Consider the following 22,519-nt stretch of genomic DNA (forward strand, 5'->3'; position numbering starts at 1 on the left):
CCCGCGCCGGGCGGGGGCGGCGCCTGTCGGTGGGGGCCGTTACGGTGGCGGGCATGAGTCGAACCGAAGTGCGCGAGCTCCAGGCCGCGCTGCGTACCGCGTACGACGTCGCCTTCGACCAGGAGAGCCCGGCGGGGGAGCAGGCCGAGGTGCTGGTCGACGCGCTGCGCCGGGCGCTGGTGGCGGCCCAGTCGCTGAGCGACGGGCCGGGGGAGACGGGCTGCCGTGAGCATCCGCGCGGTGCGGTGGATCCGCTGTACGGGGACCGGGAGGATCCGCTGCCGGCGGGCTGGGGGAAGTGCCTGCTGTGCAACGACCGCCGCCGCCGGGCGGGCACCAGACGGCGGGCGGGTGCCGTGCCTAACGGCCGCTGAGGCGCAGCTCGAACCAGGTCGATTTGCCGCGTGGCAACAGGTCCACGCCCCAGCGGTCGGCCAGGGCGTCGACCAGGAACAGCCCGCGGCCGTTGAGGTCCAGCTCGCGGCCGGGGGGCAGCAGGCAGGGCAGCGCCCGCGAGGGGTCGCGGATCTCCACCCGGATCCAGCCGCGCCTGCGCCGTACCAGCAGCCCGAAGCTGTGCGCCCCGGCGTGCTGGACGGCGTTGGCGGCCAGCTCGGCAGCCAGCTGCACGGCGTCCTCGGTGAGCTGCCGCGACAACAGCCAGCGGTCCCGCAGCAGGTCGCGGGTCAGCCGGCGCACGAGTGCCGCCGATTCGGGGCGGGCGGGCAGCCGTACCTCGCCGGCCGACGGATCGGAGGTCATGTCCGCCGCCGCTCCGCTCGGTCCGCTCACGCCCATGACGTCCCGCATCGGGGTGTCCGCCGTCGCTGCCATGGGCCCATCATGACGCGCATATGCCGGGCGCGTGGGGGGTTCCGGGGTAAGTGTCCCTGGTGGGGTGACTGATCCAGCGGTGACTTCGCACATATGCCAACAGCAGATGAGGCCCCACCAGGTGCGATGACCGGGGCGGTCGGGGTTTGCCGCCGGACCCGGTGTTCCGGCGGCGGAAGGGCACGGTTGCCCGACCCGACCCGGTCCGCGCCCGATCAGCCGAAGCTGGCCTTGCCGGGACCTTCCTCGATGAAGCTGCGGAAGCCCTCGGTACGGTCGGCGGTGGCGAACAGGCTTGCGAACCAGGTGCGTTCCAGGGCGAGGCCGGCGTCGATCCCGCTGTCGAGGCCGCCGTCCACGGCCTCCTTGGCGGCGCGCAGGGCGATCGCGGGGCCCTTCGCGAGCCGGGCGGCCCAGGCGTGGGCCTCCCGGTACACCTCATCGGCGGGCAGCACCCGGTCCACCAGGCCCAGGGCGAGTGCCTCGGCCGCCTTCACCTGGCGGCCGGTGAAGATCAGGTCCTTGGCGCGGGAGGGGCCGATCAGCCGGGACAGCCGCTGGGTGCCGCCGGCGCCGGGGATCAGCCCGAGCAGGATCTCCGGCTGTCCGAGCCTGGCGTCCTCGGCGGCGAACCGGACATCGGCGCACAGGGCCAGCTCGCAGCCGCCGCCCAGCGCGTACCCGGTGACGGCCGCCACCACCGGCTTGGGGATGCGGGCCACCGCGGTGAACGCCTCCTGGAGGCCGCGGGCGCGGTCCACCATGGCGGCGTGGTCCATGGCGCGCATCTCCTTGATGTCGGCGCCCGCCGCGAAGGCCTTCTCGCCGCCCCAGATCACCACCGCGCGGATGTCATCGCGTCCGGTGATCTCGGCGGCCAGCTCCCGCAGCCGGTCCTGCAGGGCGCTGTCCAGGGCGTTCAGCGGCGGCCTGTTCAGCCGTACCGTGCCGACGCCGTCCGTGACATCGAGGTGTGCGGTGTCCACAGTCATGCCCGCCACAGTAAAGGGCGGGGGCGGAACGCGTGTGGGCCCCGGCCTGATCGGCCGGGGCCCACACGGGGGAGCGGTGCGGGGTTACTGGCCCGCGCCCCACTCGCTCCAGTCCATGTTCCAGCCGCTGAGGCCGTTGTCCGGGGCGAGGATGTCGTCGTTGGAGTTGATGACCTCGACCACGTCGCCCACCAGCGAGTTGTCGTAGAACCACGCGCCGTCGGTGGAGGGGTCACCGGCGCCCTGGGTGTCGCGCAGGCCGATGCAGCCGTGGCTGGCGCGGCCGTTGCCGAAGATGTCGCCGCCCCAGTAGTTGCCGTGGATGAAGGTGCCGGACTGGCTCAGCCGCATGGCGTGCGGCACGTCCGGGATGTCGTAGTCACCGTCGAAGCCGACGGTGGCGCCGTCCATCCGGGTCTCCTTGTACTTCTCGGAGATGACCATCTTGCCGTTCCAGGTCGTCATGCCGGGCGCCCCGGTGGTGACGTCGAAGGTCTTCACCTTCTCGCCGTCGCGCACGACGTCCATGGTCAGCTTCGCGTCGTCGACGGTGGTGATCTGGCTGCGGCCGATGGTGAAGTTCACGTCCTGGCTGGCGGTGCCGTACACGCCCTGCGAGCCCTCGACGCCGCGCAGCCGGAACTGCACGCCGACCTCGGTGCCCGGCTCCCAGTACTCCTGGGGGCGGAAGTCCACCCGGTGGCTGCCGAACCAGTGCGGCTCGACCTCGACGGCCGGCTCGGTGGTGATGCGGATGGCGTCGGCGACCGCGGAGGTGTTCTCGATCGGCGCGTCGAAGGTGACCGACAGGATCATGCCGACGCCGTACTCGGAACCCTCGACGACCGTCCAGGAGGTGGAGAAGGTGGTGCCGGCCGCCACGGTGGTGAAGGTGGAGGTCTCGGTGGCGCTGGCGCCGTCCTTGTCCTCGGCGGTGGCGGTCACCGTGTACGCCGTGTCGTTGGCGAGGTGGTCCTGCGCCTGCCAGCCCGAGTTGTCGTCCATCAGCTCGCCCGGGACCTCGGTGCCCTCGGCGTCGGTGACGCTGACCGCGGTGAGCGTGCCGTGGTCGACGGCCACCGCGATCTCACCGGTGGTCGCCACGTCCGCGGCGCCGTCCTCGGGGGTGATGGCCAGGGATATCGCGTTCCCGGGGTCACCGCCCTTGCCGTCCTCACCGGTCTTGTCGTCGGCCGCGCTGCTTCCGCTGCACGCCGACACCGCCAGCAGCACCACTCCCAGTAGCGCCGCGACCCCGCTGGAAGCGAATCTGCCGCCCGGCCGCCTACGCACCATGCTTGCGTTCTCCCTCACTCAAACCCACACACCCCGGGGACGCCCAGCCCGATGGAAATCCCCTCTCCGGCCAGGTAATCACACTGTGCAGAGGGGAACCGCCGTGGATTGTCACCGTTCCGTCGCAGTTCGGCGCCCCGATGTCAACAGTCCTGCCGAGCGCCCATGGCAAAATGCCCTAATCCGGGCAAAGGGGGGTCTGTGTGCGAAGGGCCTCCCGCGGCACCGGAACACCGTCAGCACCCAGCGATACCACGCGACTTCAGGAGGCCGGACGTGTCCCTGACACCCCAGGACGGACGGCGCACCCAGATCTGGCCCGGCCGCCCCCAGCCCCTCGGCGCCCGCTTCCACACCGGGCCCGGCGGCACCCAGGGCACCAACTTCGCCCTGTGGGCGGGCGGCGCCGAGGGCGTCGAGGTCTGCCTCTTCGACGACACCGACCGCGAGACCCGCCATCCCCTGGAAGAGGTAACCCACGAGATCTGGCACGGCTTCCTCCCCGGGGTGGGGCCCGGCACCCGGTACGGCTACCGCGTGCACGGCCCCTGGGATCCGGCCACCGGCGCCCGCTGGAACCCCGCCAAGCTGCTCCTGGACCCGTACGCCCGCGCCATCGACGGCGAATTCGCCGCACTGCCCCCCGAGGTCTACGGCCACGTCCGCGACTGGCCCCGCCAGGACGCCGCCGACACCGTGCGCGACGACCGCGACTCCGCCCCGCACGTCCCCAAGGGTGTGGTCACCGACGACCGCGAGACACCGTGGACCGACCCCTGGGCCGAGGACCGCCGCCCCAAGACCCCCTGGGCCGACTCCGTCATCTACGAGCTCCACGTCCGCGGCTTCACCATGCGCCACCCCGGCGTCCCCCCGCACCTGCGCGGCACCTACGCCGGGCTCGCCCACCCCGCGGCCCTCGAACACCTCACCTCGCTCGGCGTCACCGCCGTCGAACTGCTGCCCGTCCACCAGTTCGCCCACGAGGACCACCTGCTGCGCCGCGGCCTGCGCGACCACTGGGGCTACAACTCCATCGGCTACTTCGCCCCGCACGCCGGATACGCCGCCACCGGCACCCGCGGCCAGCAGGTCGGAGAATTCCGCGACATGGTCGCCGCCCTGCACGCCGCCGGCATCGAGGTCATCCTCGACGTCGTCTACAACCACACCGCCGAGGCCGACGAACGCGGCCCCACCCTCTCCCTGCGCGGCATCGCCAACCCCGGCTACTACCGGCTCGCCGACAACCCCCGCCACTACGCCGACTACACCGGCTGCGGCAACACCCTGCACGTCGTCCAGCCCCAGGTACTGCGGCTGATCACCGACTCCCTGCGCTACTGGGTGCAGGAGATGGGGGTCGACGGGTTCCGCTTCGACCTCGCCGCCGCCCTCGCCCGCTCCATGCACGACGTGGACATGCTCTCCCCGTTCCTCGCCGTCATCGCCCAGGATCCCGTGCTGCGCCGCGTCAAACTCATCGCCGAACCCTGGGACATCGGCAGCGGCGGCTACCAGGTCGGTGCCTTCCCCCCGCTGTGGACCGAGTGGAACGACCGCTACCGCGACACCGTGCGCGACTACTGGCGCGGCGCGCTGCCCGACGTGCGCGACCTCGGCTCCCGGCTGGCGGGATCCAGCGACCTGTACGCCTGGGGCGGCCGGCACCCGTACGCCTCCGTCAACTTCGTCACCGCCCACGACGGCTTCACCCTGCGCGACCTCGTCTCCTACGACCGCAAGCACAACGAGGCCAACGGCGAGGACAACCGCGACGGAACCGACGACAACCGGTCCTGGAACTGCGGGGCGGAGGGCGAGACCGAGGACAAGGAGATCACCGCGCTGCGCCGCCGCCAGCTGCGCAATCTGCTCAGCACCGTGCTGCTGTCCACCGGCGTGCCGATGCTGGTGGCGGGCGACGAGATGGGCCGCACCCAGCGGGGCAACAACAACGCCTACTGCCAGGACAACGAACTGGGCTGGATCGACTGGAGCGCCTCCCGCGACCCCGCCTGGCGCCCGCTGCTCGACCTCACCCGGCGGCTGATCGCGCTGCGCCGCACCCATCCGGTGCTGCGCCGCCGGGCCTTCTTCTCCGGGCGGCGGCACGGGCCGGGCGGCATGCGCGACCTGGGCTGGTTCACCGCGAGCGGGGAGGAGATGACCGAGGAGGACTGGCACCGGCCCAGCAAGACCCTGGGCATGTTCCTGTCCGGGCGCGACATCCCGCAACGCGACGAGCGGGGCCGCCCGGTGACCGACGACAGCTTCCTGGTGCTGTTGCACGCCGGGGCCGAACCCGCCCGCTTCCCGCTGCCGGGGCCGCCCTGGGCCACCGGGTACGAGCTGCTCGTCGACACCTCGCGGGAGGAACAGAGCGCCCCGCCCGGCAGCCACCACGACGGCGGCGGCGAACTGCTGCTGCCGGCCCGCTCGGTCCTGCTGCTGCGCGCCCTGCCCCCGGGCGCCGACACGCCCCCGATCGGGTGATGTTGCGCGGCGCGGCGGTCACCGGGCAGCAGGGTGTGCGGCATGTTGCTCAAGCGAATCACCCGCCGCGCCGCGGCTGTTGCGCTCCCCCTCGCCCTGCTGTTCACCTCGGCCGGCGCCGTCACCGGCACGACCACCGCCACCGCCGTGGTCTGCCCGGTCGTCGAGGACAAGCTGTACGCCGCCGCCGTCACGGACGTCGATCTGGACCGGATCACCCCCGACCCCGTCTACCGCGACAACTGCCGCCAGCTGTACCGCGCCGAGGGCCGCGCCCCCGAGATCATCTTCGAGGAGGGCTTCCTGCCCTGGGACACGGTCGACGGGCAGTACGACCTGGAGGCGTACGTGCTGGAGAACCAGCACTCGCCGTTCGTCAGCGCGACCTACGACCACGACCTGTACAAGGACTTCCGCAGGACGCTCTACAACTACTACATCGACGCGCCGGGCGGCATCGACGTCAACCTGACCATCGGCGACGACCACAAGTACGCCGGCCAGGTGGAGGTCGCCTTCCCCGGCGGCATCGACCGCGCCTTCATCGCCGGTGCCTGTCCGATCGACCGGACCACCCACACCGAGATCATGGCGCGGTGCGTCGACAACCCGCACTACGACCCCTGGCGGAACTGACCGCTGTGCCACTTCTGACAGCAACCTGAGCGGCACACCTGCAAGATGCTGACGCCGCCGCCCCTCCCCGGGCCCGCCGCCCCGTCCGTACCGTTCGGAGCACCGAACACGACGCCCCGACGGGCGAGCGGGGCGAACGGACGGGGAGGGGGACGCGGTGGCCGTGCGGTTCCAGCTCCTCGGCCCGCTGAGCATGACCGACGGCACCGACACCGTCGTCCTGGGGCCCTCCAAGCCGACGAACCTGCTGGCCGCGCTGCTGCTGCGATCCAACAGCATCGTCTCGGCCGGCTACCTCCAGCAGATGATCTGGGGCGACGAACAGCCCGCCACCGCAAAAGCCGCCCTCCAGACCTGCGTGCTGCGGCTGCGCCGGCTCTTCGAACGCCAGCACGTGCTGGACACCCCCATCGAGGCGGCCCCCGGCGGCTACCGGATCACCGCCGACGAACGCACGCTGGATCTCATCGAGTTCCGCGCCCGGGTCCGCCACGGCACCGCGCTCGCCGACGACCCGGCCGCCGAACTCACCACGCTGCGGCACGCACTGACGCTGTGGCAGGGCTCCCTGCTGGCGAACGTGCGCTCGGAGACCATGCACCGCGACGAGGTGCCGCGCCTGGTGGAGGAACGGCTGCGCACCGTGGAGCGGGTCTGCGACCTGGAACTGACGCTCGGGAACTGCGGTGCCGCGCTGGTCGAACTGTGGAGCGCCACCCGCGCCCACCCCAGCCACGGACGGTTCCGCGAGCAGTTGATCGAGGCGCTGTACCGCACCGGGCGGCAGTCGGAGGCGCTGAGCGAGTACCGGGGGTTCAAGGAGTACCTCCGTGACGAGCTGGGCGTGGACCCCTCGCCCGCCCTCCAGAAGCTGGAACTGGCCATCCTGCGCGGGGAGAGCCTCGGGCCCGCACCGGAGAGCGAACACCCCCAGGCGCTGCCGCCCGCCCCGCTCCCGGCGGCGCTGCCCGCACCGGCCGCACCGGCCGAGCTCCTCGCCCCGAGCCCGCCCCCGGACCCGTCCCCCTCCACGCGCGCCGCCGCGCCGCCCGCCTGGACGCCGGTGCCCTCCTTCACCGGCCGTGCCACCGAGGTCGCCGCCCTGGTGGCACGGCTGACCACCCAGCCCGGCACCGAACTCCTGTGCGGTGCCCCCGGCATCGGCAAGACCGCGCTCGCCCGCCACGTCGCCGACCTGGTGCGCGATCACTTCCCCGGCGGCTGCCGGGTCATCGACATGGCGGACCGCGGTGAGACCGTTGGCACCGGCGCCCGTGACGTGCCGGAGCAGATCGACGCCGACCCCCGCACCCTCCTGGTCCTCGACGACGTCGAAGACCCCGGACACGTCCGCCCGCTGCTCTCCGCCCGGCGCGGCGCCGCCACCCTCATCACCAGCCGGCGCGGCCTCGCCGCCCTCGTCGCCACCCACGGCGGGCGCGTCACCCGGCTGGACCTTTTCACCGCCGCCGAGGCCCACGCCCTGCTGCGCGCCGCGCTCGGCACCGAGCGGGTCGCCGCCGAGCCCGGCGCCGCCGCCGAACTCGCCCTGCTGTGCGGGCGCCACCCGCTCGCCCTGCGGATCGCCGCCGCCCGGCTGCTCACCCGCCCCGCCCTGCGGATCGCCGACGCGGTGGGCTGGCTCACCGACGACCCGCTCACCCGCCTCGCCCTGCCCGACGACCCGCGGCTGTCCGTCGCCCGGGTGCTGGACGGCGCGCTGGAGCGGCTGGCGCCGCCGCTGCCCGCGGTGTTCGCCGCGCTGGGGCGGCTGGGCCGCGACCGGTTCCACCCCGCCGACGCGGCCACCGCCGTGGGCGCCGCCGGGACCTCCCCCCTGACCCCGTCCGAGACCGAGACCGCCCTGGAGCGGCTGGCCGACGCCGGCCTGCTGGAGGACGGGCCACCGGGCCCGTACCGCATGCATCCACTGCTGCGGGGCTACGCCAGAACCCGATACCCGGACCGAGACCCACAGAAGGTGTGAGACAGGCATGGCCGCAGCGTTCGACACCATCGCCGGCACCCGCCCGCGCATCCGGCGCGACGTGCTGTACACCCAGACCCCGGGCGGGGTGCTGTTCCACAACGCCGACGGCGGCTTCCACCTCGCCGGGCGCACCGCGTACCGGTTCGCCACGCTGATCGTGCCGCACCTGGACGGCGGGACGCCGCTGCGCGACATCTGCGCCGGCATGGGCGAGCAGCAGCGCGCGATGGTCGCCTCGCTCGTCGGTTCGCTGTACGAACGTGACTTCGCCCGCGACGCGAAGGAACCGGCCGCCGGTGACGCGGACGTGCTGCCCGAGGACATCGCGGAACGGTTCGCCGCGCAGATAGCCTACGTGGACCACTACGCGGACGACGCGCGGCGCCGCTTCGCGGCCTTCCGCGCCACCCGGGTCCTGGTGCTGGGCACCGGCGAGTGCGCGCAGTGGGCGCAGCTGAGCCTGATCAGGAACGGCGCCGCCACCGTCACCGCGGAGCGGGTGGGCGGGCGGGTCCGGCAGGAGGCCGCCGGCTTCCCGGTCGAGGTGCGGGAGGGCACCGACCCGGCCGGCGCCGACGTGGTGCTGGTGACCGGCGACGACGCGCTGATCCGCACCCACGCGCTGCTCGCCGCGGGCCTGCCCGAGGGACAACAAGTCATCCCGGTGTGGACCTTCGGCGAACGCGTCATCACCGGGCCGCGCGCGGCGGCGGGCAGCGCCGGCTGCGTCTCCTGCGCGCTGCTGCGGCTGGGCGCCTCGGTCGACGCCGCAGCCGCCGCCGAGCGGTGGAGCGAGATCGCCGCAGGCACGGTGGCCGAGCCGGACGCGCCCGGTGACGGAGCGCTGACCGGCCCCGTCGCGGCGATGACCGGGAACCTTCTCGGCTACGAGGTGTTCCGGGCGGCGACCGGCGCGCTGCCCGCCGAGACGGACGGTCAGATCCTCGTCCAGGACCTCGAATCGCTGGACGTGGTCGCCGAACCGCTGCGCCCCCACCCGCGCTGCCGGCTGTGCGGGCCCACCGCCCCCGCCGCGGACGGACCGCCGCAGGACCTGCCCGACGCCCTGACCGTGGCCCGCACCGCGACGGTGGAATCCGCCCGGGACGCCGAGGAACTTGTGGACCGGCTCAACGGCCTGGCCACCGCGCTGGTCCGCCCGCACGCCGGGATCTTCGCCCGCTACGACGACGAGTCGCTGACTCAGCTGCCGCTGAAGGTGGCCCGGGTGGAACTGCCGCTGGGCCCGGCCGGCGGGCCCCGCACCATCGCCGCCTTCGACGTGCACCACCTCGCGGGCGCCCGGCTGCGCGCGCTGCGCACGGCGGCGGCCGTGTACGTGGAACGGGTCGTCCCGGCGCCGCTGCTGCCCGGCGGTCCCGGCACGCTGCCGACGCTGCTCGCCGGTGCGAACCAGGAGGTCGCGGCGTGGAGCGCGGTCACCTCGCTGCTGACCAAGGAGCGGGCGGCCGTACCCGCCGCCGCGCTGCGCCCGTACGGCCCGCACAACCGCGACCGGCACCGGCTCACCGGCAGCGGTGGCACCGGCGCCGGGGAGACGCCGGCCGAGGCGGCCGGGCACGCGCTGCTGTCCGCGCTGGCGCAGGACGCGCTGGTCCGGGCGGTGCGCGGGAACACTCGGGTGGGCCCGCTCGCGCGGGAGGACGCCGACCCGGAGCTGACGTTCCTGCGCACCGCCGCCGGGCGGCTCGACCTGGAGGTGGAACTCCTGGGCCTGGGCGAGGCGGAGCGTTCCGGCGCCCATGTGGTGCTGGCCCGCGCCGCCGACGGCCGCTGGGCCGCCGGGGCCGACACCGGACGCCGTGCCGCCGCCGTCACCGCCCTGCGCGACCTGCTCGGCCAGGCCCAGCTTCCCGGCGCCGACCTCGGCGACCCGCTGCTGCCCGACCTGGCCCCCGGCACCCTCGCCACCACGGCCGCCCCCGCCCCGGCAGCCCCCGACACCACCCTCGAAGCCGTCCTGGACCGGCTGCGCGTGGCGGGCCGCGACGTGCTGTACACCGACACCACCCCCGCCGATCTGCGCTCCGGCGGCCTGTACACCGCCCGCGTCCTGCTGACGGAGGCCACCGCCGATGCCGAGCACTGACGTCCCGGCGTGCGCCGTGCCCGCCCGCATCCGGGAGGCGGCCGATGCCCACCGCTGAACTGGCCGCCCTGATCCGGCAGGTCCGCCCGCAGGCCGACGTGGCACCGCTGGGCCTCCACAACGCCCTGGCCGACACCTCCCCGGTCGCCGCCGACGGCACCCCCGTACGGCTCTACGGCCGGTACGCGATCGTCGGCCCCACTCCCGCGCCCGGCGGTGACCGGCCGCGCCCCTGCGCCCGCTGCCTGGAACGCCGCTGGCAGGCGGTCAGGTCGGTGGCGCTGCGGGACGCCCTGGAACTGGACCCGGCGCACCCCACCCGTGCCGCCGGGGCGTACCCGTACGCGACGCCGTTCGCCGCCGACACCCTCACCGCGCTGATCGGCGCCCGGGAGCGCGACGGCGGCCCGCACGCGGTGGTGCACCTCGTCGACCTGCAGACCCTGGGCGTACGCCGCTACCCCCTGCTGCCCGACCCCGAGTGCCCGGCCTGCGGCCGGACCGAGCCCGACACCGCGCGGGCCGCCACGCTCACCCTGCGCCCCGCGCCCAAACACCGGCCGGGCACCTTCCGGGTGCGCCCCATCGACGCCTACGACCTGCCCACCGACGCCTACGCCAACCCGGTGTGCGGCGCGCTCGGCTCCACCGTCGTGTACGACGTGTCCTCCACCTCGACCTCCGCCACCATCGGCTGCTTCTCCATGCGGTCGGGGGAGTACCTGCGCGAGACGTTCTGGGGCGGGCACGCCGACAGCTTCGGCACCAGCGTGCGCATCGGCATCCTGGAGGGCCTGGAGCGGTACGCCGGGATGCGCGCCAGGGGCCGCACCGCCGCCGTCCGCGACAGCCTGGACGGGCTGCGCGAGCGCGGCATCCCCGCCCTGGACCCGCGTGTCTGCGGCCTGTACTCGGACGCCTTCCACCGGGACAACCCGCACGTGCCGCCGTTCACCGCCGACCGGGTCATCCCGTGGGTGTGGGGTCACTCGCTGCGCGACCACCGGCCGCTGCTGGTGCCGGAGGTGCTGACGTACTACCACGCGCCGGGTCTGGAGAACCGTTTCGTCCAGGAGTCCTCCAACGGCTGCGCCTCCGGCGGCTCCCTGGAGGAGGCCATCTACTTCGGGCTGATGGAGGTCATCGAGCGCGACGCGTTCCTGCTGTCCTGGTACGGCCGCGCCGCGCTCCCCGAACTCGACCCGTACAGCAGCACCCGCCCCGCCACCCGCCACATGGTGGACCGGCTGGCGATGTACGGCTACGAGGCGCGGTTCTTCGACACCCGCGTGAGCTTCCCGGTCCCCGTCGTCACCGGCGTCGCCGTCCGCCCGGACGGCGGCATGGGCCGCATGTGCTTCGGCGCGGGCGCCGGGCTGGATCCCGAATCGGCGCTCGCCTCCGCGCTGTGCGAGATCGCCACCGACGCCGTCAACCTCCCCGGCCGCACCGCACGCGACGAGGAGCGGCTGCGCGCCATGGCCGCCGACTTCGGCCTGGTGCGGGCGCTGCACGACCACCCCCTGGTGTACGGCGTCCCGGAGATGGGCGAGCACGCGAGCTTCCTGCTGGACGGCCCGCGCGGGCCGCTGCACCCGCTGGGGGAGCGGTTCGGGGACGGAACGGTGCCCGCCGTCTCGGACGACCTGCGCGAGGACCTGGCCGCCTGCACCGCCGCCGTCACCGGTGCCGGATTCGATGTCGTCGTCGTGGACCAGACCATGCCCGAACAGCGCGACCTGGGCCTGACCACGGTCTCGGTGCTCGTCCCCGGCCTGCTGCCCATCGACTTCGGCTGGTCGCGGCAGCGGGCGCTCGGAATGCCCCGGATGCGCACCGCGCTGCGCGAGGCCGGGCTGCGCGCCACCGACCTGACACCCGCCGAGTTCAACCCCGCCCCCCACCCCTTCCCCTGATCGGAGCAGACCATGGGGTACGCCCATGACTACGCGGACGCGATCATGTCGCGCGGCCGGGTGCCGATGGAGCCGGCCGACTTCGTACCCGACTGGAGCGACGGGCCGCGCAAGACCAAGTTCTACCCCGGCACCGAGATCCTGCCGCTGCCCCAGGACGACGGCTTCCCGGACGACGCGACGCTGGCGCGGGGCCTGGCCGGGAGCGACCGGGGGCACGCGGGCTTCACCCTGCCGGCGCTGTCCGGGCTGCTGCGGGACTCCTACGGGCTGACCGGGCGGCGGCTCGGGGTCCAGGCCAACACCGACCTGAGCGCGCTGCCCAGCTACCCGATGGCCAACTGGTCGCGGGGCACCGCCTCCGGCGGCGGGCTCTACCCGGTCGCCGTATACTGGGCCCCGGGCGCCGGCGGCCCCGGACTGCCGGGGCTGCACTACTACTCTGCCCGGCACCACGGGATGCGGCGGCTGCTGACCGGCGATGTGACGGGGGAGATCCGGGCCGCGCTCGGGCCGGACGCCCCGGCGGCCGACAGCTACCTGCTGCTGGGCATCAAGTACTGGCAGAACGCGTTCAAGTACAACAGCTTCTCCTTCCACGCGGTGAGCATGGACCTGGGCGCCCTGCTCGGCACCTGGCGGATGTGGGCGCGGGCGCGGGGCCTGGAGATCGAGCCGGCGCTGTGGTTCGACGAGGCGCGGCTGCAACGGCTGCTGGGCGTCGAGGCGGAGGCGGAGGGCGTCTTCGCGGTGGTGCCGCTGTCGTGGGCGGGCGGCGGAACCCGCCCCGAGGGGTCCGCGCCCGCACCGGGCTCCGTGTCGGTGCGCCACCGGGACGCCGAACGCTCCCGCACCGTCCTCAGCTTCGACGCGCTGCGGAAGATGCAGCGCGCGACGGCGGCGGGGGCCACGGACCGCCCGGCGCCCGGCGCGCTCGCCCCGGCCGCCGCGCGTCCGCCGGCGACCGGCGGCGCGGTGTGCGCCCTGCCGCCGGCCGCGCCGCTGACCATGACCGTACGGGGCGCGCTGCGGGCCCGGCGCAGCAGCTTCGGGCGGTTCGCCGCCCAGCGCCCGCTGAGCGCCGCCCAGCTGACGGCGGCGCTGGCCGCCGCGCACGCGGGCGCCTCGCTCGGCGGCGACTCGGCCGCGGCGGGCGGCGGGCCCGAACTGGCCACGCTGTACGCCTTCGTCAACCACGTGGACGGGGTGGAGCCGGGGGCGTACGCCTACGACCCGGAGCGCGGCGCGCTGCGCCTGGTGAGCGCCGGGCCGCCGGGACCGTTCCTGCAGAAGAACTACTTCCTGTCCAACTACAACCTGGAACAGGCGGGCGTCGTCCTGGTGCCCACCCTGCGCACCCACGCGGTCCTGGACGCCGTCGGCGACCGCGGCTACCGCGTCGTGAACGCCACGGTGGGGGCCATCGCCCAGGCCACCTACACGGCCGCGGCGGCGCTGGGCATCGGCTGCGGGGTGGCGCTCGGCTTCGACAACATCTCCTACCGCGAGGAACTCGACCTGCTGGGCACCGACGAGGCCCCGCTGCTGATCATGCTCCTCGGCCACGAGCGCCCCGCACCCGCCGACTTCCGCTACGAGATCGCCTGACGGACCGAAGGAGACCACCCCCGTGCGGAGCACTCCCCACCCCCCGCCCCCGGACCCGGCGACGGCGGTACCCGCCGCGACAGCGCTCGCTGTGACGCGCGCCGTGACGGCGGCCGTGACCTCCCCCGCGACGGCGTCCCCCGCGTCGTCGCCCGCCCGGGGTGGCACCACGCCCTCCGGGACCGCTGCCGCCGCGCCCCGTTCCACCTCTCGCACCGGGAGGTGCGGGCGATGACGCTGGGGCGGCATTTCATGGTGCGGGTCGGCGGGCTGCCCGTAGAGGGCGTGCGGGGGCTGCGCGCTCCCGCGTCGCGCGCGTGGGCGGACGAGGTGCTGGAGCGCACCGAGCGGCTCGCCGCCGAGGGCGAGCGGATCGGGGATCTGCTGCACGACCTGGTCGCGCGGACCGGAGCGGAGGACGGCGGCGCCCGGCGTGCCCTGCTGCGGCTGCGGCGCGAGGTGTTCAACAACCGGCTGCCGCGTGACCCCGCCGCCGATCTGGCGCTGGTCGGCGGCCTGGACCCGGCGGCCGGCCGGGTCCTGGAGTCCTGGCTCGGCGACCGGGCCGCGCTCGCCGACCGTACGGAGCAGGGCGCCGCTCTGCTGTCCGCCGAGACCGCGGCTGCCCGCGCCGCGCTGCGCGAACTGGCCGCCGAGGAGCGGCTGCGCTCCGGCCTGCTGCTGGCCTCGCCCGCGCTCGACGCCCAGCTCGACGGCTATCTGCGCGCCCCCAGGGACGACAAGCGGTCGCGGAAGATCGAACGGTCGCTGCTCGCCTACCTCTACCGCACCGCCTGCAAGACCAGCCCGTTCGCCACCTTCACCGGCGTGGCCCCGGGCGAGTTCACCGACGACGACGCCACCGCCACCGCCCGCACTCTGCACGCCGCCGGGCCCTGGCACAGTCACCCGCGCCTCAACGTGCTGGCCCTGGGCCGCATCGCCGAGGCCATCACCGCCGACCCGGTCCGCCGCGCCGATCTCCCGGTGGCCCTCGCCTCCGGCTGGGGCCGCGAGGAGGACCGGGTCCGCTATGTCCGCCGCTGGGTGACCGCCGGGGACGACGACACCGCCGTCACCTTCGACACCGTCAAGGACCGGCTGTTCTTCCTGCGCCGCAGCGGCGCCCTGGAGCGGATGCTCGGCCTGTTCGAGCGCCGCCCGCAACTGCGCCACGGCGAACTCGCCGCCTGGCTCGCCGAGGTCAGCGGCGCCGATACCGCCGAGGTGGACCGCTACCTCGGCGCCCTGCTCGACGTCGGCATGGTGCAGATCCCGGCCCTGCGCACCCAGGCCCACGACACCGATCCGCTGCGCGCCTTCCAGGACTCCCTGCGCACCCTGGACCGCCCCTGGGCGGACGATGTCGCCGCCGCCCTCGACGCACCCGCCGCCGCCCTGGACCGCTACCCGGACGCGGACCCCGCCGAGCGCCGTACCCTGCTCGCCGAGCTGCGCGCCCAACTGGCCGCCGTGCAGACCGGCCTGGGCGCCACCACCGCCCGCGTACCGCGCACCCTCCTGTACGAGGACGCCCTCGCGCCCGCCGTCCGCGCCCCGCGCGCCGCCTGGGAGCAGCCCGTCGGCACCGGACTGCGCGCCGTCGAACGCGTCCTGCCCGCCTTCGACCTGACGCTGCCGCAGCGCATCACCTTCCAGGGGTTCTTCCTGGCCCGCTACGGCCGCGGCGGACGCTGCGACGACCTGCTGAAACTGGTCCACGACTTCCACGAGGACTTCTTCGACCAGTACCTGTCGTTCGCGGCCCGCCGCACCCCCTTCGACGCGCAGGGACGCTACGTCCCCGAGCCCAACTGGCTCGGCCTGCCCGCCCTGGGCGCCCTGGACGCCGCACGCCGCGCCTTCACCGACGGCGTCCGCGCCCGCTGGGACCGCCACCAGGACACGGACAGCGGCCCCGACGAGGACCTCGTCCTGGACGACGCGCTCCTCGACGAGGTGGCCGACGCCCTCGGGCCCGCGGCCCACGGCCGCCAGTACTACAGCCACCACGTCCAGCTCGCCGGCTCGCTCGTCGTCCTCAACCGCTCCTACGGCGGCCTGTCCTTCCCCTTCAGCCGCTTCACCCACGCGCTGGGCACCGGGACCACCACGGCGCTGCGCGAGCGCAACCGCGCCCTCCAGCCGCCCGGCGCCGTCTTCGCCGAGGTCACCGGCGGGCCGGTGACCTCCAACCTCAATCTGCACGCCCGGCTCACCGACCACGAGATCGTCTGCCCCGGGGAGACCGGCTCCGCCCCCGAGGAACACCGGCTCCACCTGGAGGACCTCTATCTGGAGCACGACCCGGCCACCGACCGGCTGGCGCTGCGCTCCACCCGGCTGGGCGGCACCGAGGTCATCCCGGTCTACCTGGGCTACCTCGTCCCGCTCGCCCTCCCCGAGGTGCCGCGCACCCTGCTGCTGCTGTCCCCCAGCTCCATGGCGCCGGTCGATGTGTGGGGCGGGGTCCCGGAGTCCGAGCCGCACGAGGGCGTCACCCGCCGCCCCCGGGTGCGCCACGGCGAGCTGGTGCTCTCCCGCCGCCGCTGGAGCGCGCCCGCCTCCGTCCTGCCGCTGCGCGGGCCCGGCACCGGCGAGCAGGAGTGGTTCCTCGGCTGGCACCGCTGGCGGCGCCGGCACGGGCTGCCCGCGCAGACCTTCGTCACCGTCGCGGACAGCGGGGCGCGCGGCGCCACCGGCGCCAAGCCGCAGTACCTGGACGCCGACAGCCCGCTGTCGCTGGCCGCCTTCGAGGCCCTGCTGAAGTCGCCGTCCGCCAAGGCCGTTTTCCGCGAGGCGCTGCCCGGCGAGGACGCGGCCCTCACCCGTACCGAACGCGGCACCCATGTCGCCGAGCTGTCCGTGGAGACCTTCTGATGACGACGCCGACGACACCCATGACCACCACCGCCGGCGGCGCCTGGCAGGCCACCCACATCCACTACGCCGCCAACCCGCGCCCCCTGCTGCTGCACTGCGTGCGCCCGCTGGTCGCCGCACTGGAGGCGGACGGGCTGCTGGCCAACTGGTTCTTCATCAACTACTGGCTGGAGGGCCCGCATGTGCGGCTGCGCCTGAAGCCGGCCGACGCCGCCGCCGAACCCGAGGTGCGCCGCCGCACCGCCGCCGCCGTGGACGCCTTCCTCGCCGAGCGCCCCGCCCTGTACGAGGTGGACGCCGGCTTCCTCAAGGACTTCTACAACCAGCTTTTCGAGATCGAGTTCCCCGAGGACGAGCGCGGCGCCTACCTGAACCCCGAGGGGCAGATGAACCTGCGCCCCAACAACAGCCACGCGCCGATGCCCTACGAGCCGGAGTACGGCAAGTACGGCGGCCCGGCCGGGATCGAGCTGGCCGAGTGGCACTTCCGGCACTCCAGCGACCTGGTCATCGACGCGTTCCGCACCAAGAACCTGCATCTGCGCACCGTGCTGCTGGGCACCTCGGCCCAGCTGATGACGGTGATGTCGGCGGCGTTCATCCCCGGCGAGCCGGAGCTGGCCGCTTACCTCGACGACTACTACACCTTCTGGCACCGGGCGTTCCCGGGCACCGGGTTCATCGGCTCCACCGAGTACGAGCGCAAGGCCGACGAGGTCGGGCCGGAACTGGCCCGCTGGTACACCCGCATCCGCGCCGCGCTCGACGCAGGGGAGCCGGAGCGGCTGCCCGGGTTCCTGGCGGGCTGGGCGACGCACTGCGTGGAGCTGCGCGAGCGGGCGCACGCGCTGGCGCTCTCCGGGGACCTGGTGTTCCGGTCCTGGGAGGGGGACCGCGAGGAGCGCGTCACCGACCCGGACGAGGCCCTGGTCCGGCTGCTCTCCCCGTACATGCACATGACCAACAACCGACTGCACGTCACCATCCAGGACGAGGCGTACCTCTCCCACGTCCTGGGCCGCGCGCTGCGCGGATGGGTGATGACCTCATGAGCGGGGCCGCCGCCACCGCCGACTACCGGCCGGCGCTGCGCGCGGGCGTGCTGCTGAGCGAACCACTGCTCCACGGGCCCCGCACGGTCCACCTGGTGCACCACCCGGGCGGCGACCGGTCGTTCGAGATCGGCGTCCGCGAACACTTCCTGCTGGCCCGGATGGACGGTCACCGCACCCTGGAGGAACTGGGCACGGCGTACGCGCGGGAGTACGGCCGGCGGCTCGGCGACGCCCACTGGCGGCAACTGCTCGCCCTGCTCGGCACCAAGGGCCTGCTGGCGGGCGCCCCCGAGCACCCCGCACCGCCCGCTGCGGAGCGCCCCGCCAACCGGCTGCTGCGCGGCTCCCTGCCGCTGGTCGCCGACGCCGACGCCACCGCCACCCGGCTGCACCGCGCCGTACGCCCGCTGCTCGCCGCCCGCTGGATCGTGCCGCTGCTGGTCCTGATCGCCGCCATGGAGATCACCCTCGCCCTGCACGCCGGGGTGCTGCTGGACGGCGCCGTCACCGTCCTCACCCACCCGGTGCTGCTCGCCGGTGTCTTCGCCCTGCTGTGGCTGAGCACCGCCGCCCACGAACTCGCCCACGGCATCACGGCCCGCCACTACGGCGGAACGGTCGGCGAGATCGGGTTGCGCTGGCGGCTACCGATGGTGATCATGTATTGCACGGTTGACAACTACCGCTATCTGGCGACGCGTTGGCGCCGTATCCATGTCGCGGCGGCCGGGGCCGTGATGAACGCCCTGTTTCTGCTGCCCTTCTTCGTGTGGTGGCTGCTCGCCCCGGACGGCGCCACCGCCGACGCCCTGGCCGGGCTGCTGTTCCTCGGCTCCCTGCACGCCTTCACCATGCTCATCCCGCTCCCCCCACTGGACGGCTACACCATCGTCTGCCAAGCGGTCGGCGCCACCGGCCTCGCCGGCTCCAGCCGCACCTACCTCACCGCCGTCCTGCGCCGCGACCGTACGGCGCTGGCCGGCCATCCGCCCCGCGCCCGCCGGGTGTACGCGGCCTACGCCGCCACCGCCCTCGCCTCCGTCGCCGCCGCGCTCGCAGTCCTCGCCGTCCTCGCCCACGCCGTGCTCACCCGCTGAACCACCGAACGCCGAACCGCCAGAAGGAGATCCCCCGTGCCCACCCCCGATCCGGCCGTCGAACTGTCGGACATCCACAAGAGTTACGGCGCCAAACACGCCGTGGACGGCATCTCCTTCAGCATCGCCCAGGGCGAGTTCTTCGGCCTGCTCGGGCCCAACGGCGCCGGCAAGACCACCCTGATCGAGATCATGGAGGGCCTGCGGCAGGCCGACGCGGGCACCGTCACCGTACTGGGCCACCGGCCCTGGCCCCGCGACATCGCCCTGCTGCCCCGCATCGGGCTCCAGACACAGAGTTCGGCGTTCTTCGTCCGCCTCACCGCCCACGAGCACCTGCGCACCGTGGCCGCCCTCTACCGCGCCGACCGCGCGGCGGTGGACCGTACCCTGGCCCGCGTCGGGCTCACCGCACAGGCCGGAGTCCGCGTCGAGGACCTCTCCGGCGGCCAGCGGCAGCGCCTGGCGATCGCCTCCGCGCTGGTCCACGACCCCGAGCTGATCTTCCTGGACGAGCCCACCGCCGCCCTCGACCCGCAGGCCCGCCGCGAACTGTGGCAGGTGCTGCGCGACCTCAAGGGCGCCGGCCGCACCATCGTCTACACCACCCACCACCTGGACGAGGCCGAGGCGCTGTGCGACCGGGTGGCCATCGTGGTGGACGGACGGATCACCGCGCTCGACACCCCCAACCGGCTGATCGCCGCCGGCTCCGCCGCCACCCGCCTGGTGGTCCCCGCCGACCGGCTCACCCTGGAGGCGGCCGGCGCCCTGCCCGGCGTCATCTCGGCCACGCTCGACGGCGACGCCGTGGTCCTGGAGACCGCCGACGCCGGCCCGCTGCTCGCCGCCGTGGAGAAGGCCGCCGGCGGTCTGCACGGGGTGCAGACCCGCACCGCCACCCTGGAGGACGTCTACCTCCAGCTGACCAACCAGCCCTGAAGCGACGGAGTACGACACCATGAGCGCCTACGCGGCCCTGAGCGAGGCCGGCTACCGGGCCTACACCCGGGACAAGACCACCCTCTTCTTCACCTTCGCCTTCCCGCTCCTCTTCCTGGTGGTCTTCGGGCTGATCTTCAGCGGCCAGACGGTGGAGGAGAGCGGGCGCCCCTACATCTCCTACATCGCGCCCGGCGTGCTGTCCTGGGGCGTGGCCAACGCCGCCGTCTTCGGCGTCGGCTTCGTGCTGATGCAGTGGCGGCGCGACGATCTGCTGCGCGTCATCCGGATGACCCCGACCCCGCTGACCACGGTGCTCGGCTCGCGCTACGTCCTGTCCATCGGCATCGGCCTCATCCAGGCGGTGCTGTTCGTCGCCGTCGCCCTGCTGCCCGCCTTCGGCCTGGAACTGGACGCCGGCTGGCCGCTGGCCGTACCGGTCCTGGTGCTGGGCATCACGGCGTTCCTGGCGCTGGGCGTGATCGTCGGCAGCTTCGCCCGCACCCCCGAGGCGGTGGCGGCGGTCGCCAACTGCCTGATGGTGCCGATGGCGTTCCTGTCCGGCTCGTTCTTCCCGCTGGACGCGATGCCGTCCTGGATGCAGACCCTGTCGTGGATCTTCCCGCTGAAGTACCTCAACGACGGCGTCTCCGCCGCGCTCACCGGCTCCGGCGGCGGCACCGACATCGCGGTGGGCGCCGCGGGACTCGCCGCGTTCGCCGTGGTGTTCGGCGCGCTCGCCCTGAAGACCTTCCGCTGGAGCGACCGCACCTGAGAAGGGGCCACCCGCATGCGTCTCCCCACCGCCACCGCCACCCCTCTGGAAGCGGCCCGCGCCCAGTTGGCCACTGCCCTGGGCACCCCCGTGGTCCCGCTGGGCGCCGGCGACGCCCTCCAGACCGCCGGGCCCGACCCGTACGCCGCCGAGCGGCCCGCCGCCACCGTGCACCTCAGCTCCCGCGCCGTCCTGCTCGGGCCGTGGGGGCACCCGGGTGCGGGCGGCGGCTGCGGCCACTGCCTGGCCATCCGCTGGCAGCGGCTGCGTTCCCGCTCCGAACGGGAGGCGCTGGAGCTGGGCTTCGACCCCGACGGGGCCACCGCCTGGCCGGTGCTCACCGATTACGCGCTGGACGCGGTGCGGGCCGCCCGCGCGGCGCTCGCGCCCCGCCCACTGCCGCCCGGCGAACCCGCCCGCGTCACCCGGATCGACCTGAACACCCTGGCGCTGGCCACCTTCCCGCTGCTGCCGGAACCGCTGTGCCCGCACTGCGTACGGCCGGCCCCCGCCTCCGCCGAGCGCGCCCGGATGCGGCTGACCCCCTCACCCCGGACGGCCGGACACCGCACCCGTCCGCTGGCCTCGTTCCCGCTGCCCGAGAACGCCCTCGCCAACCCGGTGTGCGGCGCGCTCGGCTCGCGCACCGAACTCAACCCCGTCTCCACCACCACCGCCCCCGTCTCCGGCAGCCACTTCGTGCGCGGGTACGCCGGTCTCAACGACGTCACCTGGAGCGGTCAGGCCTCGCGCTACGAGACCAGCCGCCGGCTCGCCTTCCTGGAGGGCCTGGAACGGTACGCCGGCACCCACGCGCGGCGCGGCCTCCAGCCGGTGCGCGGCTCGTACCACGACCTGCTGCGCGCCCACGGGGAGCGCCAGGTCCTGCACCCGGCGGACTGCGGCCTGTACGCCGAGGCCACCTACCGCGAGGACCCGCTGCTCTCCCCGTTCGACCCGGACCGTGAAATCCCCTGGCTGTGGGGGCACTCGCTGGGCCAGGACCACCCGGTCCTGGTGCCGGCCAGACTGGCGCACTACGGCGCGGGGGAGCGGGCCGACAACTTCGTCTTCGAGTGCTCCAACGGCTGCGCCACCGGCGGCACCCTGACCGAGGCGATCCTGTTCGGGCTGCTGGAACTGATCGAACGCGACGCGTTCCTGGTCGCCTGGTACGGGCGGACCCGCCCGGCCCGCATCGACCTGGACAGCTGCCGCGACCCGGCCATCCGCACCGCCCTGGACCGGGCGGAACTGCTCGGCTACGAGGTGCGGGCCTTCGACACCCGCGCCGACCTGCCAGTACCGGTTATCACAGGTCTCGCGGTACGGCGCGACGGCGGCCCCGGATATCTCTCCTTCGGCGCGGCGGCGGCCCTGGACGCGGAGTCGGCCGTGGACAGCGCGCTCTCCGAGGTCCTCACCTATATCCCGCACCTGCCCTACCAGGTGGGGGAGCGGCTGGCGGAACTGCGGGCGATGGCGCGGGACCACACCCGGGTCGAGCATCTGAAGGACCACGCCCAGCTGTACGGCCTGCCGGAGATGGCCGAGCACGCCCAGCACTTCCTCGCCCCCGCGGCGGCCGTCCCCCTGGCGGACGCCTTCGCCGACTGGGAGGCGGTACGGCCGCGCACCGGTGACCTGCTGGACGATCTGCACGCGCTGCGCGACGCGCTGGCCACCGCAGGACACGACGTGATCGCCGTCGACCAGACCACCCCGGAACAGGCGGCGATCGGCCTGCACACCGTCGCCACCCTCGTCCCGGGACTGCTCCCGCTGGACTTCGGCCACCGGCGCCAGCGCGCCCCGCTCATGCCCAGACTCCACCGACTGGCGGGCACGACGGACCTCAACCCGGCCCCGCACCCCTTCCCTTAGGGATA

The 22,519-nt window shown here is 74.2% G+C and carries 16 protein-coding genes; 13 read left to right on the top strand and 3 right to left on the bottom strand.

The genetic code is table 11. The annotated features are described in order from the left end of the window. Window positions 1–53: 53 nt before the first annotated feature. A complete protein-coding gene (locus SXIM_RS21110; RefSeq protein WP_030733718.1) occupies window positions 54–374 on the top strand; it encodes a hypothetical protein in 321 nt (106 codons plus the stop codon). Here SXIM_RS21110 and SXIM_RS21115 read toward each other — a convergent pair. The 3 genes from SXIM_RS21115 to SXIM_RS21125 form a co-directional block, all read right to left on the bottom strand. Continuing rightward, window positions 361–834: an ATP-binding protein gene (locus SXIM_RS21115; RefSeq protein ID WP_078635575.1), complete on the bottom strand. Its 474-nt coding sequence runs from the start codon at window positions 832–834 to the stop codon at window positions 361–363. The two genes, SXIM_RS21110 and SXIM_RS21115, sit on opposite strands and share 14 nt — an antisense overlap. A gap of 215 nt (window positions 835–1,049) precedes the next feature. Continuing rightward, window positions 1,050–1,826, bottom strand: a complete 777-nt coding sequence (locus SXIM_RS21120; protein WP_030733720.1) for an enoyl-CoA hydratase/isomerase family protein — start codon at window positions 1,824–1,826, stop codon at window positions 1,050–1,052. Between the two features lie 84 nt (window positions 1,827–1,910). After that, window positions 1,911–3,122: a L,D-transpeptidase gene (locus tag SXIM_RS21125; protein WP_046724885.1), complete on the bottom strand. Its 1,212-nt coding sequence runs from the start codon at window positions 3,120–3,122 to the stop codon at window positions 1,911–1,913. Between the two features lie 276 nt (window positions 3,123–3,398). On the opposite strand from SXIM_RS21125, the gene glgX reads away from it, so the two are divergent. The 12 genes from glgX (at window position 3,399) to SXIM_RS21185 (ending at window position 22,514) form a co-directional block, all read left to right on the top strand. Next, window positions 3,399–5,618, top strand: a complete 2,220-nt coding sequence (glgX, locus tag SXIM_RS21130) for a glycogen debranching protein GlgX (protein ID WP_046724886.1) — start codon at window positions 3,399–3,401, stop codon at window positions 5,616–5,618. Window positions 5,619–5,660: 42 nt separating this feature from the next. Beyond that, window positions 5,661–6,254, top strand: coding sequence for an ADP-ribosyltransferase (locus SXIM_RS21135; protein WP_030733723.1), 594 nt, complete (start codon window positions 5,661–5,663; stop codon window positions 6,252–6,254). Between the two features lie 163 nt (window positions 6,255–6,417). After that, window positions 6,418–8,241 carry an AfsR/SARP family transcriptional regulator gene (locus SXIM_RS21140; RefSeq protein WP_046725826.1) on the top strand — a complete coding sequence of 608 codons (1,824 nt, stop codon included), beginning with the start codon at window positions 6,418–6,420 and terminating at the stop codon, window positions 8,239–8,241. Between the two features lie 7 nt (window positions 8,242–8,248). After that, window positions 8,249–10,354, top strand: a complete 2,106-nt coding sequence (locus SXIM_RS21145) for a TOMM precursor leader peptide-binding protein (RefSeq protein ID WP_046724887.1) — start codon at window positions 8,249–8,251, stop codon at window positions 10,352–10,354. A 44-nt stretch (window positions 10,355–10,398) separates the two neighbouring features. Then, entirely contained in the window at window positions 10,399–12,270 is a 1,872-nt protein-coding gene (locus SXIM_RS21150) for a TOMM precursor leader peptide-binding protein (RefSeq protein WP_046724888.1), read from the top strand. 12 nt (window positions 12,271–12,282) lie between these two features. Further along, window positions 12,283–13,878, top strand: coding sequence for a nitroreductase family protein (locus SXIM_RS21155; RefSeq protein ID WP_046724889.1), 1,596 nt, complete (start codon window positions 12,283–12,285; stop codon window positions 13,876–13,878). A 231-nt stretch (window positions 13,879–14,109) separates the two neighbouring features. Beyond that, the gene (locus tag SXIM_RS21160; RefSeq protein ID WP_046724890.1) at window positions 14,110–16,758 is read left to right on the top strand and encodes a lantibiotic dehydratase; all 2,649 of its coding nucleotides are present in this window, start codon (window positions 14,110–14,112) and stop codon (window positions 16,756–16,758) included. Further along, window positions 16,758–17,813: a lantibiotic dehydratase C-terminal domain-containing protein gene (locus tag SXIM_RS21165; RefSeq protein WP_030733729.1), complete on the top strand. Its 1,056-nt coding sequence runs from the start codon at window positions 16,758–16,760 to the stop codon at window positions 17,811–17,813. The genes SXIM_RS21160 and SXIM_RS21165 overlap by 1 nt, the downstream gene beginning before the upstream one ends. Next, window positions 17,795–18,913 carry a peptidase M50 gene (locus SXIM_RS21170; RefSeq protein ID WP_425473473.1) on the top strand — a complete coding sequence of 373 codons (1,119 nt, stop codon included), beginning with the start codon at window positions 17,795–17,797 and terminating at the stop codon, window positions 18,911–18,913. The genes SXIM_RS21165 and SXIM_RS21170 overlap by 19 nt, the downstream gene beginning before the upstream one ends. A gap of 36 nt (window positions 18,914–18,949) precedes the next feature. Continuing rightward, on the top strand, window positions 18,950–19,855 hold the full coding sequence (locus SXIM_RS21175) for an ABC transporter ATP-binding protein (protein WP_046724892.1): 906 nt from the start codon (window positions 18,950–18,952) through the stop codon (window positions 19,853–19,855). Window positions 19,856–19,874: 19 nt separating this feature from the next. Further along, on the top strand, window positions 19,875–20,630 hold the full coding sequence (locus tag SXIM_RS21180) for an ABC transporter permease (RefSeq protein ID WP_030733732.1): 756 nt from the start codon (window positions 19,875–19,877) through the stop codon (window positions 20,628–20,630). Between the two features lie 15 nt (window positions 20,631–20,645). After that, window positions 20,646–22,514: a TOMM precursor leader peptide-binding protein gene (locus SXIM_RS21185; protein ID WP_078846998.1), complete on the top strand. Its 1,869-nt coding sequence runs from the start codon at window positions 20,646–20,648 to the stop codon at window positions 22,512–22,514. The last annotated feature ends 5 nt before the right edge of the window (window positions 22,515–22,519 follow it).

Source organism: Streptomyces xiamenensis, from assembly GCF_000993785.3.
Lineage (GTDB): Bacteria > Actinomycetota > Actinomycetes > Streptomycetales > Streptomycetaceae > Streptomyces > Streptomyces xiamenensis.

Bases quoted from the DNA above. Each gene is read 5' to 3' on its own strand.
- SXIM_RS21110 (WP_030733718.1), top strand. From the start codon at position 54: ATGAGTCGAACCGAAGTGCGCGAGCTCCAGGCCGCGCTGCGTACCGCG.
- SXIM_RS21115 (WP_078635575.1), bottom strand. From the start codon at position 834: ATGGCAGCGACGGCGGACACCCCGATGCGGGACGTCATGGGCGTGAGC.
- SXIM_RS21120 (WP_030733720.1), bottom strand. From the start codon at position 1,826: ATGACTGTGGACACCGCACACCTCGATGTCACGGACGGCGTCGGCACG.
- SXIM_RS21125 (WP_046724885.1), bottom strand. From the start codon at position 3,122: ATGGTGCGTAGGCGGCCGGGCGGCAGATTCGCTTCCAGCGGGGTCGCG.
- SXIM_RS21135 (WP_030733723.1), top strand. From the start codon at position 5,661: ATGTTGCTCAAGCGAATCACCCGCCGCGCCGCGGCTGTTGCGCTCCCC.
- SXIM_RS21145 (WP_046724887.1), top strand. From the start codon at position 8,249: ATGGCCGCAGCGTTCGACACCATCGCCGGCACCCGCCCGCGCATCCGG.
- SXIM_RS21150 (WP_046724888.1), top strand. From the start codon at position 10,399: ATGCCCACCGCTGAACTGGCCGCCCTGATCCGGCAGGTCCGCCCGCAG.
- SXIM_RS21155 (WP_046724889.1), top strand. From the start codon at position 12,283: ATGGGGTACGCCCATGACTACGCGGACGCGATCATGTCGCGCGGCCGG.
- SXIM_RS21160 (WP_046724890.1), top strand. From the start codon at position 14,110: ATGACGCTGGGGCGGCATTTCATGGTGCGGGTCGGCGGGCTGCCCGTA.
- SXIM_RS21165 (WP_030733729.1), top strand. From the start codon at position 16,758: ATGACGACGCCGACGACACCCATGACCACCACCGCCGGCGGCGCCTGG.
- SXIM_RS21170 (WP_425473473.1), top strand. From the start codon at position 17,795: ATGGGTGATGACCTCATGAGCGGGGCCGCCGCCACCGCCGACTACCGG.
- SXIM_RS21180 (WP_030733732.1), top strand. From the start codon at position 19,875: ATGAGCGCCTACGCGGCCCTGAGCGAGGCCGGCTACCGGGCCTACACC.
- SXIM_RS21185 (WP_078846998.1), top strand. From the start codon at position 20,646: ATGCGTCTCCCCACCGCCACCGCCACCCCTCTGGAAGCGGCCCGCGCC.